This is a genomic window from Streptomyces sp. NPDC085932, from assembly GCF_044540525.1.
Lineage (GTDB): Bacteria > Actinomycetota > Actinomycetes > Streptomycetales > Streptomycetaceae > Streptomyces > Streptomyces levis.
The window spans coordinates 193,487-206,162 of the sequence record NZ_JBITSJ010000009.1 but is presented as its reverse complement, the minus strand read 5'-3'; the positions used below and the strand labels follow the sequence as shown (position 1 = coordinate 206,162).

Here is a 12,676-nt window from a genome sequence, read left to right as displayed (position 1 = left end):
CGCAACAGCTCGAGTGATGACCGATCTCCCTACCCAGAATGACCTGGGCCAGGTTCGGAGGGTCTGCGGCCGGTGCCGCACTCTCAGCGCTGTGGCGCTCCCCTGTCGGAATATGCAGATGTTCTTACGGCGGTCAGACTACCGTTCGGTGGCCGCGAGCTGACCACACGCCCCGTCGATCTCCTGACCACGGGTGTCCCGGATCGTCACCGGCACACCATGCGCGGCGATGGCCTCGACGAACGCCTTCTCGTCCTCCGGCCGGGAGGCCGTCCACTTCGACCCGGGCGTCGGGTTCAGCGGGATGAGGTTGACGTGCACGGGCCTGCCCTTGAGCATCCGGCCGAGCCGGTCCCCACGCCAGGCCTGGTCGTTGATGTCCCGGATCAGCGCGTACTCGATGGACAGCCGGCGTCCGGACCTGGCGCTGTACTCGAAGCCGGCGTCCAGCACCTCGCGCACCTTCCACCGCGTGTTCACGGGCACGAGGGTGTCGCGCAGCTCGTCGTCCGGGGCGTGCAGCGAGATCGCGAGCCGGCACTTGAAGCCCTCGTCGGAGAACCGGTGGATGGCCGGGACGAGCCCGACCGTCGAGACGGTGATCCCGCGCTGCGAGAGCCCCAGTCCGTCCGGCTCGGGGTCGGTGAGCCGCCGGATGGCGCCGACGACCCGGTTGTAGTTCGCGAGGGGCTCGCCCATGCCCATGAACACGATGTTGCTGAGCCGCGCCGGGCCGCCGGGAACCTCACCGTCCCGCAGGGCGCGCATCCCGTCCACGATCTGGTGCACGATCTCGGCGGTGGACAGGTTCCGGTCCAGGCCCGCCTGGCCCGTCGCACAGAACGGGCAGTTCATCCCGCAGCCGGCCTGCGAGCTGATGCACATGGTCACCCGGTCCGGGTAGCGCATCAGCACGGACTCGACGAGCGTCCCGTCGAACAGCCGCCACAGCGTCTTGCGCGTGGTGCCCTGGTCGGTGGACAGATGCCGCACGACGGTCATCAGCTCGGGCAGCAGCGCCTCCCGCAGCCGGTCACGGGACCCGGCCGGGATGTCGGTCCACTGCTCCGGATCGTGCGCGTACCGCGCGAAGTAGTGCTGCGAGAGCTGCTTGGCGCGAAACGGCTTCTCCCCGACAGCGGCGACGGCCTCCTTGCGCTCGGCAGGAGTGAGATCGGCGAGATGCCGCGGCGGCTTCTTGGCTCCGCGCGGGGCGACGAAAGTGAGTTCTCCGGGCTTAGGCATGGCTGTACCAGTGTCGCAGATCAATTCAGGTGACCCGCGGCACCGGCCGAGCCGGGCCTAGCCGCCCGCGTGCTCCAGGCGGTCCTTGAGGAGCTGCTCGTTGCGTGGAAGTTCCTTGCGGACCTGGGGGCGGACGACCAGCGGGACCAGGACCTTGCCCATGCCGTGGCCCTCGAAGTCGACGGCGATCGTGACGTGGGAGCGGCGGCCCTCGTCGAACGGCTCGACCTCGCCGTGCACCCGGGCCCGGACCGGGCCGTCGACCCCGCGCATGCCCCAGCTGTGCGGCGGGTCGTACTCGGTGACCTCCATGGTCATCGGCAGCACCCGGCTGCCGATGTGCCGGGTGACGCGGACCCGGGTGCCGACACCGACGGGCCCGGGGTCGAGGCGCTCCGCGGACACGGCGCTGAGCTGCCACTCCGGCATTCTCTCGGTGTCCGTGACGTAGTCGTAGACGTCCTCGGGACGGCAGTCGACGTCGACGGTTTCCTTGATGGCGGACATGATGGCCTCCTCGGGGAGGTACCTCTGCATCGTCCCACCGGGGGCTGCCCGCGGCACTCCGAAACGACGGCGAGCCCCCGCCCGGGACCGGACGGGGGCTCGCCTGAGGTACGTCGGCCGCGCTCAGCCGGACCCGACGAAGAGGACCAGCAGCAGCCACACGACCGGGGCCGTCGGCAGCAGCGAGTCGAGCCGGTCCATGATGCCGCCGTGGCCCGGCAGCAGCGTGCCCATGTCCTTGATGCCGAGGTCCCGCTTGATCATGGACTCGCCGAGGTCGCCGAGCGTGGCACTGACCGCGACCGCGAGGCCGAGGACCAGCCCCTGCCACCACACGCCGTCGTCGATGAGGAACTGCATGCACAGCGCGCCCACGACCATGGCGAAGGAGACCGCACCGGCCAGGCCCTCGCGGGTCTTGCCGGGGCTGATGCGCGGCGCGAGCTTGGTCCGGCCGAAGCGCCAGCCGACGGCGTAGGCACCGGTGTCGCTGACGACGGTGAGGAGCAGGAAGGTGAGGACCCGCTGCGGCCCGTCGTCGGCGGTCAGCATCATCGCGACGAACGTCGCCAGGAACGGCACGTAGAACGCCGCGAAGACGCCGGCGGTGACGTCCCTGAGGTAGTTCTCGGGCGGTTCCGTCATGCGCCAGACGAGGACGGCCAGGGCTGTGAGCGCCATCGCGACCCAGGCACCCTCGGCGCCCCGGACGTACCCGGCGACGACCATCGCGGCGCCGCCGAGCGCGAGCGGCACGAGCGGCGCCCGGATGCCCTTGCGTTCGTCCAGCCGCTTGGTCAGCTCCCACAGGCCCACCACCACGGCGACCGCGACGACCCCGACGAACACGGCCTTGACGATGAACAGCGAGGCGACGATCACCGCGCCGAGCCCGACGCCGACCCCTATCGCGGCACTGAGGTCGCGACCCGCGCTCTTCTTCTGCGGCTTGGGGGCCGGCTGTGAGGCGTCGGGCATGGGCTCCGGGTTCGTCTCGTTCCGGACCGGGGGGCCGCTCGGCGAAGCGGCCCTCCGGTCGTCATCCTGGTTTCCGCCGTGTGCGGCTACCTCGGGCACGATGGGCATGGGGCGAGTGTGAGGCGCTTCCCGCGCATCGTATGCGGGACCCGCCGGGACGGCCCCCCGGACGTATCCGTGGCCGTGCCCCTGCACGGGCCCCTGGCCATGACCCTGCGCGGGTCCATGGCCGTGCCCTTGGTCGGTGGGCCCCCAGTACCCGGCCTGTGGCGGCGCCCCCCAGGAAGAGTCGTTCATCAGACCTCGAGCAGCTCCGCTTCCTTGTGCTTCAGGAGCTCGTCCACCTGCGCGACGTACTTCGCGGTGGTGTCGTCGAGCTCCTTCTCCGCACGGCGGCCCTCGTCCTCGCCGACCTCGCCGTCCTTGATCAGCTTGTCGATGGCTTCCTTCGCCTTGCGGCGCACGGAGCGGATCGAGATCTTCGCGTCCTCGCCCTTGCCCTTGGCGACCTTGATGTACTCGCGGCGGCGCTCCTCGGTCAGCTCGGGGAACACCACCCGGATGATGTTGCCGTCGTTGCTCGGGTTGACGCCCAGGTCGGAGTCGCGGATGGCCTGCTCGATGTTGCGCAGCGCGCTCTTGTCGAACGGCGTCACCACGGCCATGCGCGGTTCGGGCACGGAGAACGAGGCCAGCTGGTTGATCGGCGTCGGCGCGCCGTAGTAGTCGGCCACGATCTTGTTGAACATCGCCGGGTGCGCACGGCCGGTGCGGATCGCGGCGAAGTCCTCCTTGGCGACCACGACGGCCTTCTCCATCTTCTCCTCGGCCTCGAGGAGGGTCTCTTCGATCACCACTTGCTCCTGCGTGTCTTGAAGTAGGCCCGGCTGCGGTTCCATGTGGGGCGGCGGCCGGCTGCGTCGCGTCTTCTTCCTGCACGGTTCCCGACCGGCAGGACATTGTCCATCCCCCGGCCCGGCTCCGTCCCGTCCGTCCCCCGGACGGGGTTGTTACGGTGCCTCAGTCGCGGCTGCCGGCGTCCCCCACCAGCGTGCCGATCTTCTCACCCTTGACGGCACGCGCGATGTTGCCCTCCGCGAGCAGCTCGAAGACCACGATCGGGAGCTTGTTGTCGCGGCACAGCGTCACGGCCGTGGCGTCGGCGACCTTCAGGTCGCGGGTGATGACCTCGCCGTAGCCGAGGTGGTCGAACTTCACGGCGTCCGGGTTGGTCTTCGGGTCGGAGTCGTAGACCCCGTCCACGCCGTTCTTGCCCATCAGCAGCGCCTCGGCGTCGATCTCCAGGGCGCGCTGTGCGGCGGTGGTGTCGGTGGAGAAGTACGGCATGCCCATACCGGCGCCGAAGATCACCACACGGCCCTTCTCCAGGTGCCGTACGGCACGCAGCGGGATGTAGGGCTCGGCGACCTGGCCCATGGTGATGGCGGTCTGCACGCGGCAGTCCACGCCGACCTTCTCCAGGAAGTCCTGCAGGGCGAGGCAGTTCATGACCGTGCCGAGCATGCCCATGTAGTCGGAGCGGGCCCGGTCCATGCCGCGCTGCTGGAGTTCGGCGCCGCGGAAGAAGTTGCCGCCGCCGATGACGACCGCGATCTGCGCGCCGTCGCGCACGACGGCCGCGATCTCGCGGGCGATCTTGTGCACCACGTCGGGGTCGACGCCCAGGCCCCCACCGCCGGAGAAGGCCTCTCCGGACAGCTTCAGCAGAAACCGGCCGCGTACTTTGCCGTCGTCGCTCTTCTGGGCCTTGGTGGTCATGGGGGATCCCGCCTCTTTCACGTGGTGCACATGCGAAGAAGGCCATTGCCGGTGGGGCGTGTATCGCATCCCATACGGCAATGGCCTCCTCGTCAGATCTGCTGTCGTCCGCCACCCCTGTGACGGCGTACGCGGACGACTGCTGTCGACCCTATCGGGGTCGCGCGTCGATCGCGGTACGGACTCAGATGCCGACCTTGATGCGCGTGAAGCGCTTCAGGGTGACACCGGCCTCGTCCAGGATCTTCTGGACGGACTTCTTGTTGTCGAGCGCGTACGGCTGGCCGAGCAGGGTGGCGTCCTTGAAGAAGCCGTTGAGGCGACCCTCGACGATCTTCGGCAGGGCGGCCTCGGGCTTGCCCTCGGCGCGGGTGGTCTCCTCGGCGACGCGGCGCTCGGACTCGACGACCTCGGCCGGGACGTCCTCCTTGGAGAGGTACTTCGGCGCGAAGGCGGCGATGTGCTGGGCGACGCCCTTGGCGATCTCCGCGTTCGGCTTGTCCAGCTCGACGAGGACACCGATCTGCGGGGGCAGGTCGGGCATCGTGCGGTGCATGTAGGCCGTGACGTAGCCGTCGGCGAACTGCGCGAAGCGGTCCAGGACGATCTTCTCGCCCAGGTTGGCGTTGGCCTCGTCCACGAACGCCTGGACGGTCTTGCCGGCCTCGATCTCGGAGGCGAGCAGGGCCTCCAGGTCGGCCGGGGAGGTCTTGGCGACGTGCTCGGCGATGGCGGTGGCCACGGCCTGGAACTTCTCACCCTTGGCGACGAAGTCCGTCTCGCACTTCAGCTCGACGAGGACACCGGAGGAGTTGTCGTCGGCGATGATCGAGACCACGGCGCCGTTCTCGGCGGAGCGGCCCTCGCGCTTGGCGACGCCCTTCTGGCCCTTGATGCGGAGCGCCTCGACAGCCTTCTCGACGTTGCCCTCGGCCTCGTCCAGCGCCTTCTTGCAGTCCATCATGCCGGCGCCCGTGAGCTCGCGGAGCTTCTTGACGTCGGCGGCGGTGTAGTTCGCCATGAGTCTGTGAATCTTTCTCGAAGTCTGGAAGATCGAAGATCTGCGGGATGCATCCCCCATGGAGCCCGGGGGTGCTGTCCTTCCGCTGACCTACGGGTGAACGGCGGGAGCGGACTTCATCGCGCCGGAAGGCGTCCTGTGATGGAGTGCCGCTCCCGCCGTCAACGCGGACTGACGGGTCAGGCCTGCTCGGCCTCGGCCGGCTTCTCGCCCTCGGCCGGCTGCTCGGCCTCGGCGGCCGGGGCAGCCTCGGCGGCCGGGGCAGCCTCGGCGGCCGGAGCAGCCTCGTCGGCGGGGGCGGCCTCGTCGGCCTTCTTCTCGCCCTCGAGCAGGTCGCGCTCCCACTCGGCCAGCGGCTCGCCGGCGGCCTTCTCGCCCTTGCCCTCGGTGGCGACACCGCTGCGGGCGATGAGGCCCTCGGCGACGGCGTCGGCGATGACGCGGGTGAGCAGGGTGACGGAGCGGATCGCGTCGTCGTTGCCCGGGATCTTGTAGTCGACCTCGTCGGGGTCGCAGTTGGTGTCGAGGATCGCGACGACCGGGATGTTCAGCTTCCGGGCCTCACCGACGGCGATGTGCTCCTTCTTGGTGTCCACGATCCAGACGGCGCTGGGCACCTTCTGCATCTCGCGGATACCGCCGAGGGTCTTCTCCAGCTTGGCCTTCTCGCGCGAGAGCACGAGAAGCTCCTTCTTGGTCAGACCGGACGCGGCGACGTCCTCGAAGTCGATCTGCTCGAGCTCCTTGAGGCGCTGCAGACGCTTGTAGACGGTCGAGAAGTTGGTGAGCATGCCGCCCAGCCAGCGCTGGTTGACGTAGGGCATGCCGACGCGGGTGGCCTGCTCGGCGATGGCCTCCTGCGCCTGCTTCTTGGTGCCGACGAACATGACCGTGCCGCCGTGGGCGACGGTCTCCTTGACGAACTCGTAGGCGCGGTCGATGTACGACAGCGACTGGAGCAGGTCGATGATGTAGATGCCGTTGCGCTCGGTGAAGATGAAGCGCTTCATCTTCGGGTTCCAACGGCGGGTCTGGTGACCGAAGTGGACGCCGCTCTCCAGCAGCTCCCGCATCGTGACGACGGCCATGGCCGTATCTCCTTGAATGTTCTCGGTTGTGCCGCGGATGCCGGACGGCTTCCGCGCCTGACGCCCACTGCGCGCCGTGCCACTGGGGACCGAGGGGCGCTGACACGGCCCGTTGCCGGGCTGTGTGTCGGGGCGTGCGAAGTCGACCCGGTGGCCCGGGTCGCCACCAGAAGTGTACGGGACCCGGGAGGTGCCGGGTGACGCCGTTGTCCACAACCGGGCGCCGGTCCACAGGCGCGGGCGGTGGCGGCGGGTTTTCGGGACGCTTTGCCCATGCGAGCGAAGCGATGTGTGCGCGTGATCACGCGCCTGGTCCTGCTGGTGACCCTGACGGCGACGGTCCTGCTGGCCCCGCCCCCGCCCCTGTTCGCGGCCGCGGACGTCACCGTGCCGGGCGGGGACGTGACCGTGCCGGGCGGGGACGTGACTGCGCCGGGCGGGGACTTTCTCGCTACGGCCGGGGATGTGGCCGAGCCGGGCGGGGACGTGGCCGTGCCGACGGTGGGGCGCGCCTGGCCGGTCGGCTTGCGTCCCCCGGTGCTGCGCGGCTGGGAACCACCGGCGACGGTCTACGGGCCGGGCCACCGGGGTGTGGACCTGGCGGCGGCACCCGGGACGCCGGTGCGGGCGGTGGCGGCGGGCCGGGTGGCCTTCGCGGGGCGCGTGGCGGGCAAGGGGGTGGTCTCGGTGGAGCTCACCGGCACCGGCGATCCTCCGCTGCGCACCACGTACGAGCCGGTCACGGCGTCGGTCGAGGAGGGCGCGGAGGTGGAGCCGGGCGAGGTGATCGGCACGGTGGACGCCAGCGGGTCGCACTGCGCGTCCCGGTGCGTGCACTGGGGGCTGCGCAGAGGCGAGGCCTACGTGAACCCGCTGGACCTGCTGCCGCCCTGGCTCCTGCATCGGGGGCCGTCGCGGCTGCTGCCGGTGTTCGCGTGACGGCGAGCGTCCCGAGTGGGCCGGGTCCTCCGCCGCAGCCCGTACCTGTGGGCGCGGCCGGGTCATCCGTCGCCGGCCGGGCCTTCCGGCACGGGTCAGCCAGGGGCCCCGCACACCCCGCAGAGCCATCCGCCGCTGGTCGGACCTCCGGCACGGACCAGGCAGGGCTCAGCCCCGCACACCCCGCAGGGCCATGGAGACGGCGGCCTCCGTGATCGCCCCCGGCTCCTCCGCCGCCCCGAGCTCGATCCTGCGCACTGCCGCGTCCACCACGCCCTGCACCAGCATCGCCGCGAGCCGGGGCTGCTCGTGCCCCATCTCCGCGAGCGCCTCGACGATCATCGCGACCAGCCCGCCGTGCGCCGCCCGGATCTTCTCCCGGGCCCCCGCGTCCAGCTCGCTCGCCGAGATCGCCACCACGGCCCGGTGCCGGCGGTCGCCGACCAGCTCCAGCTGCTGGCGCACGTATGCCTCGACCTTGGCCTCAGGTGTCTCCGCCCGCTCCATGGCGGACGACACCTCCGCCGCCCAGACCGGAAAGTCGACCTCGCACAGCTCCTCGACGACGGCCGCCCGTGACCGGAAGTACTCGTAGACGCTCGACCGCGCGAGGCCCGTCCGCTCGGCGAGGGCCGGGAAGGTCAGCGCCTCCGTACCGCCCTCGGACAACAAGGAACGAGCCGCGTCCAGCAGGGCGGCTCGCTGCATCGACCGGTGCTCGGCCACGGAGGCCGCTCGAATCCTTGGCACGTCAACCACTCTACGGACGCGCCGGGCCCCGCGGGAGTGGCTCCCGGCCGTCCGGCGCCGCCCGGCCCGGTCAGCGGCCGAAACCGGCCAGTTTGGCGCGCAGCTGGAGCACGGACTTGGTGTGGATCTGGCTGACCCGGCTCTCGGTCACGCCCAGCACGTTCCCGATCTCGGCCAGGGTGAGGCCCTCGTAGTAGTAGAGCGTCACCACGGTCTTCTCCCGCTCCGGCAGCGTGTTGATCGCCCGCGCCAGGAATCTGCGCAGCTCCCGGTCCTCGGCGACCTCGACGGGGTTGTCGGCGGCGGTGTCCTCCAGCGTGTCCATGACGCTGAGTCCGTCGCCGCCCTCGGCCCCGCCGTGCAGCAGCTCCTCCAGGGCCACCACGTTCGCCAGCGACAACTGGCTGAACACCGCGTGGAGGTCCTCCACGGCGATGCCCATCTCGGTGGCCACCTCACCCTCCGTCGGCGTCCGCCGCAGCCGCGCCTCCAGCGTGGCGTAGGCGCGCTCCACGTTGCGCGCCTTCTGCCGCACCGAGCGGGGGATCCAGTCCAGCGCCCGCAGTTCGTCGATCATCGCCCCGCGGATGCGGGTGATCGCGTACGTCTCGAACTTGATCTCCCGGTCGAGGTCGAACTTCTCGATCGCGTCGATCAGTCCGAAGACCCCGGAGGAGACGAAGTCGGCCTGCTCCACGTTGGACGGCAGGCCCACGCTGACGCGTCCCGCGACGTACTTCACGAGCGGCGAGTAGTGCAGGATCAGCTGCTCCCGCAGCCGCTCGTCCCCCGTCGCCTTGTACGACCGCCACAGCTCGTCGAGCGTCGAGGGAGCGGGCGGCCGCACGCTGCCACCGTCACGGGCGGCTGGGGGGATCGCCGCCCGGTCGGACCCGGAGGTGTGCTGGGGCATTCGTCGCCTTGTGCCGTTCTGCTGCGGAATGGTGCTGCCGAGGTGAGCTGTCTGTCTGATGTCGAGTTGCCTGTCCGTGTCGGATCCTCGTGAGCGTAGCGTGACTGCGGCGTCGCGGTGCGCGAAGGAAGGAGGTCGAAGCGGGCGCAGATACGTTCCTCGACGCGTGCCGCCGGACCGTGACGATCGCTCGGTGTGATCACCACAGAAGCCCAACTGGGCGCATTTCCAAGGGGTGTCGGGGTTCCCCCGGACGGCCGAACACGGTCGGTCAGCACGGGCCGGGAACATCGCGGACCGACATCACCGCATGGCGTGTCAACTTCCAGCCGTCGCCGTGTCGTTCGACGTAACCGAGTGCTCGGAGTTCGTACAGTCTCGCGATCGCGTCGTCCTGCGCGGTCTGCGCACGGCGCGCGATCTCGTCCGGCCGGGCGGCCCCGCGCCCCGGGAGCGCGGCCAGCACCTGCCGGGTGGCCGGGTCCAGCAGGTCGCGGGGGAGGACGGGACCGCGCCGGTCCGGTGCCAGCTCCCCGATGGCGCCGACCAGCTCCACGACGTCCGCGGCGTCGGTGACCAGGGCGGCGGCCTCGCCCCGCAGCAGCTCGTGCACCCCGGCGGACAGGGCGCTGGTGGCGGGGCCCGGGACGCCCATGGTGTGCCGCCCGAGCCGCTGGGCCGCCCGGGCGGTGACGAGGGAACCGCTGCGGTGGGCGGCCTCGACGACCACGGTGCCGCGGGTGAGGGCCGCGATCACGCGGTTGCGCAGGATGAACCGGCTGGGGGTGGGATGGTCGCCCGGCGGCAACTCACCGACGACCAGTCCCTGTTCGGCGATCCGGCCGATCAGCCGGGTGTGTCCGCGCGGGTAGGGCCGGTCGACGCCGCAGGCCAGGACGGCGACGGTGGCGCCGCCCGCGGCGAGCGCTCCGCGGTGTGCGGCGCCGTCGACCCCGTAGGCGCCGCCGGAGACCACGACCCACCCCTGCTCGGCGAGGCCGGCGGCGAGGGTGGCCGCCATGTGGGCGCCGTACTCGGTGCAGGCCCGGGCGCCGACGACGGCCACGGACTTCAGCGCCCACATCCGCAAGGCCGCCCGTCCCCGGACCCAGAGCCCGAGGGGCCGGGCGTCCCCGAGGTCGTCGAGCTGCGCCGGCCACTCGGTGCCGCCGGGGCACACGAACCGGACTCCGGCGTCCCGGGCGACGGCGAGGTCCTGGTGCGGCCGGGCGACCGCGGCCCTGGCCAGGAGCCCGGCCCACCGCTTCCCGCTCACGCCGGGCAGCGCCGCCCCGCCCTCCCGCAGCCGCCGCACCACTTCCTCGACCCCGAGCTCCCGCACCCACCGCCCACCGACCTCGTCCCCGGGCTCGATGACCCGGGTGAGGAAGACCCGGGCGAGCAGGTCGTCGTCCGGATCGTCGAGGCTGCTCATGTCAGCGCCCCGATGGCCATGGGCACGCCCCGGGGCACCCCGGTGCGCAGCTGCAGCGCCAGGCCGACGTCCGTCGCGTCGGGCCGGTCGTGGCCCACCAGGTCGGCGACCGTCCAGGCCACCCGCAGGACTCGGTCGAGGCCCCGGGCGGTCAGGACGCCCCGCTCCAGGTTCCGCTCGGCTTCGTCCATCGCGCCGGACACGGCGTGGAACCGGCTGCGCAGCTCCCGTCCGGGCACCTCGCTGTTGGTGCGCCAAGGAGTGCCGGCCAGGCGTTCCGCGGCCCGGGCCCGGGCGGCACGGACCCGGTCGGCGACCGTCGCCGTGGACTCGCCGCGGGCGCCGCAGGCGGTCAGCTCCGTGCGCGTGACGCGGTCCACCTCGACGCGCAGGTCGACCCGGTCGAGCAGCGGGCCGGACAACCTGGCCTGGTAGCGGCGGATCGCCGAGGGCGGGCATTCGCACAGGTCGTCGCGGAGCGAGAAACGGCCGCACGGGCAAGGGTTGGCCGCGAGCACCATGAGGAACTTCGCCGGGAAGCGCACGACGCCCGCGCTGCGCGCGATCACGACGTGCCCGGCCTCCAGCGGCTGGCGCAGCGCGTCCAGGGCCTGGCTGCTGAACTCGGGTGTCTCGTCCAGGAACAGCACGCCCCGGTGTGAAAGCGAGACCGCGCCGGGCCGCGCGATGCCCGGGCCGCCGCCGACGAGCGCCTGCATCGTGGCCGAGTGGTGGGGGGCGCAGTACGGGGCGACGTCGATCAGCGGCTTGCCCGGGGGCAGCAGACCCGCCACCGAGTGGACCGCGGTGACCTCCAGCGACTCCTGGCGGCCGAGCCGGGGCAGGATGGTCGGCAGCCGCTCGGCGAGCATCGTCTTGCCCGCTCCTGGAGGCCCCTCCAGGAAGAGGTGATGCCCGCCGGCCGCGGCCACCTCCACCGCCGTGCGCGCCGAGGTCTGGCCGACGACGTCCGCGAGGTCGTGACCCTGATCGTGCTGGGCGGCTCCGACACTGTGCATGCCGGTGGCCGCACCGGTGCCCGGCACCCGCAGGCCGGCAAGGAGCGGGTCCGGGCGTCCCAGCTCGTCGGGTTCCTCGTCGGGTACGGGCTCGTCGGCCAGGACCGCGATCAGCTGCCGCAGGCTGCGGACGCCGAGGACGGAGATCCCGGGCACCAGCGATGCCTCGGCGGCGGCACACTCCGGCACCACCACCTGCTCATACCCCGCGTCCGCCGCCGCCAGGACCGCCGGCAGTACTCCGCGCACCGGCCGTACCCGGCCGTCCAGGCCCAGTTCGCCGATCATCACGATGTCGGCCAGGACCCGGGGGTCGATGCGCTCCGCCGCGCCCAGGACGGCGGCCGCCACGGCCAGGTCGAAGCCGCTGCCCGACTTCGGGACCGAGGCGGGGCTCAGCCCTACCGTGAGCTTCTTCTGCGGCCAGGCCGCGCCCGAGTTGACGACCGCGGCACGCACCCGGTCCCGGCTCTCCGTCAGGCTCTTGTCGGGCAGTCCCACCAGCGTGAACGCCGCCACGCCCGGTTCGAGGTCGGCCTGGACCTCGACCACCACGCCCTCGACGCCCACCAGCGCCACCGAACACGTGCGGGCGAACGCCATCAGGCCACCCCCCGCACATGTTCGACCACGGCGGCACCACGCGCCGGCAGGAGCACTCCGACCAGGTCGATACGGACTCCGCCGGGCGGGGCTCCCCCGTGGGACTGGATCCAGCGCTCGGCGAGATCGCGCAGCCGCTCCGCCTTCTGCGGGGTCACGGCCGCCATCGGATGCTCGAAGGGACCTTCCCTTCGGGTCTTGACCTCGCAGACGACCAGGACGTCCCCGTCCCGGGCCACGATGTCGATCTCCCCGGCGCGGCCGGAGCGCCAGTTCCGCTCCAGGACCGTCAGCCCGGTCTCCGCGAGCCGCCGGGCCGCCAGGGTCTCTCCGTACCTGCCCATCGCACCGCGTGCGTTCATGTCGGCACCACCTCCGGCGCCAACGATCACGCAGCCG

Annotated in this window: 13 protein-coding genes and 1 riboswitch; of the genes, 1 reads left to right on the top strand and 12 read right to left on the bottom strand. The window is 71.6% G+C overall.

The window, feature by feature from the left end:
* Window positions 1-8: 8 nt before the first annotated feature.
* A riboswitch (TPP riboswitch) is annotated at window positions 9-114 on the bottom strand.
* Window positions 115-138: 24 nt separating this feature from the next.
* The 7 genes from rlmN to rpsB form a co-directional block, all read right to left on the bottom strand.
* Window positions 139-1,245: a 23S rRNA (adenine(2503)-C(2))-methyltransferase RlmN gene (rlmN, locus tag ACIGAQ_RS35775; RefSeq protein WP_399790419.1), complete on the bottom strand. Its 1,107-nt coding sequence runs from the start codon at window positions 1,243-1,245 to the stop codon at window positions 139-141.
* 57 nt (window positions 1,246-1,302) lie between these two features.
* Window positions 1,303-1,752, bottom strand: a complete 450-nt coding sequence (locus ACIGAQ_RS35770) for an SRPBCC family protein (RefSeq protein WP_311685338.1) — start codon at window positions 1,750-1,752, stop codon at window positions 1,303-1,305.
* A gap of 123 nt (window positions 1,753-1,875) precedes the next feature.
* Entirely contained in the window at window positions 1,876-3,027 is a 1,152-nt protein-coding gene (locus tag ACIGAQ_RS35765) for a phosphatidate cytidylyltransferase (protein WP_311685340.1), read from the bottom strand.
* Window positions 3,027-3,584, bottom strand: coding sequence for a ribosome recycling factor (gene frr / locus ACIGAQ_RS35760; RefSeq protein WP_006136598.1), 558 nt, complete (start codon window positions 3,582-3,584; stop codon window positions 3,027-3,029). Before frr ends, ACIGAQ_RS35765 begins: the two co-directional genes overlap by 1 nt.
* A 166-nt stretch (window positions 3,585-3,750) precedes the next feature.
* Window positions 3,751-4,509, bottom strand: coding sequence for a UMP kinase (pyrH, locus tag ACIGAQ_RS35755; RefSeq protein ID WP_094055785.1), 759 nt, complete (start codon window positions 4,507-4,509; stop codon window positions 3,751-3,753).
* Window positions 4,510-4,693: 184 nt separating this feature from the next.
* The gene (gene tsf, locus ACIGAQ_RS35750; protein ID WP_031120911.1) at window positions 4,694-5,530 is read right to left on the bottom strand and encodes a translation elongation factor Ts; all 837 of its coding nucleotides are present in this window, start codon (window positions 5,528-5,530) and stop codon (window positions 4,694-4,696) included.
* A 179-nt stretch (window positions 5,531-5,709) separates the two neighbouring features.
* Entirely contained in the window at window positions 5,710-6,618 is a 909-nt protein-coding gene (gene rpsB, locus ACIGAQ_RS35745) for a 30S ribosomal protein S2 (RefSeq protein WP_399790414.1), read from the bottom strand.
* Between the two features lie 273 nt (window positions 6,619-6,891).
* Here rpsB and ACIGAQ_RS35740 point away from each other — a divergent pair, with 273 nt between their 5' ends.
* Window positions 6,892-7,557 carry a murein hydrolase activator EnvC family protein gene (locus ACIGAQ_RS35740; RefSeq protein WP_399790411.1) on the top strand — a complete coding sequence of 222 codons (666 nt, stop codon included), beginning with the start codon at window positions 6,892-6,894 and terminating at the stop codon, window positions 7,555-7,557.
* A 168-nt stretch (window positions 7,558-7,725) separates the two neighbouring features.
* On the opposite strand, the gene ACIGAQ_RS35735 is transcribed toward ACIGAQ_RS35740, so the two are convergent.
* The 5 genes from ACIGAQ_RS35735 to ACIGAQ_RS35715 all read right to left on the bottom strand — a co-directional run bounded on the left by ACIGAQ_RS35735 (window position 7,726) and on the right by ACIGAQ_RS35715 (window position 12,669).
* Window positions 7,726-8,283: a helix-turn-helix domain-containing protein gene (locus ACIGAQ_RS35735; RefSeq protein WP_362281895.1), complete on the bottom strand. Its 558-nt coding sequence runs from the start codon at window positions 8,281-8,283 to the stop codon at window positions 7,726-7,728.
* A 94-nt stretch (window positions 8,284-8,377) separates the two neighbouring features.
* Entirely contained in the window at window positions 8,378-9,220 is an 843-nt protein-coding gene (whiG, locus tag ACIGAQ_RS35730; protein ID WP_311685349.1) for an RNA polymerase sigma factor WhiG, read from the bottom strand.
* Between the two features lie 271 nt (window positions 9,221-9,491).
* Window positions 9,492-10,655, bottom strand: coding sequence for a DNA-processing protein DprA (gene dprA, locus ACIGAQ_RS35725; protein ID WP_399790408.1), 1,164 nt, complete (start codon window positions 10,653-10,655; stop codon window positions 9,492-9,494).
* Window positions 10,652-12,277: a YifB family Mg chelatase-like AAA ATPase gene (locus ACIGAQ_RS35720; protein WP_399790406.1), complete on the bottom strand. Its 1,626-nt coding sequence runs from the start codon at window positions 12,275-12,277 to the stop codon at window positions 10,652-10,654. Before ACIGAQ_RS35720 ends, dprA begins: the two co-directional genes overlap by 4 nt.
* Window positions 12,277-12,669, bottom strand: a complete 393-nt coding sequence (locus ACIGAQ_RS35715) for a YraN family protein (protein ID WP_311685356.1) — start codon at window positions 12,667-12,669, stop codon at window positions 12,277-12,279. The genes ACIGAQ_RS35720 and ACIGAQ_RS35715 overlap by 1 nt, the downstream gene beginning before the upstream one ends.
* Window positions 12,670-12,676: the final 7 nt, after the last annotated feature.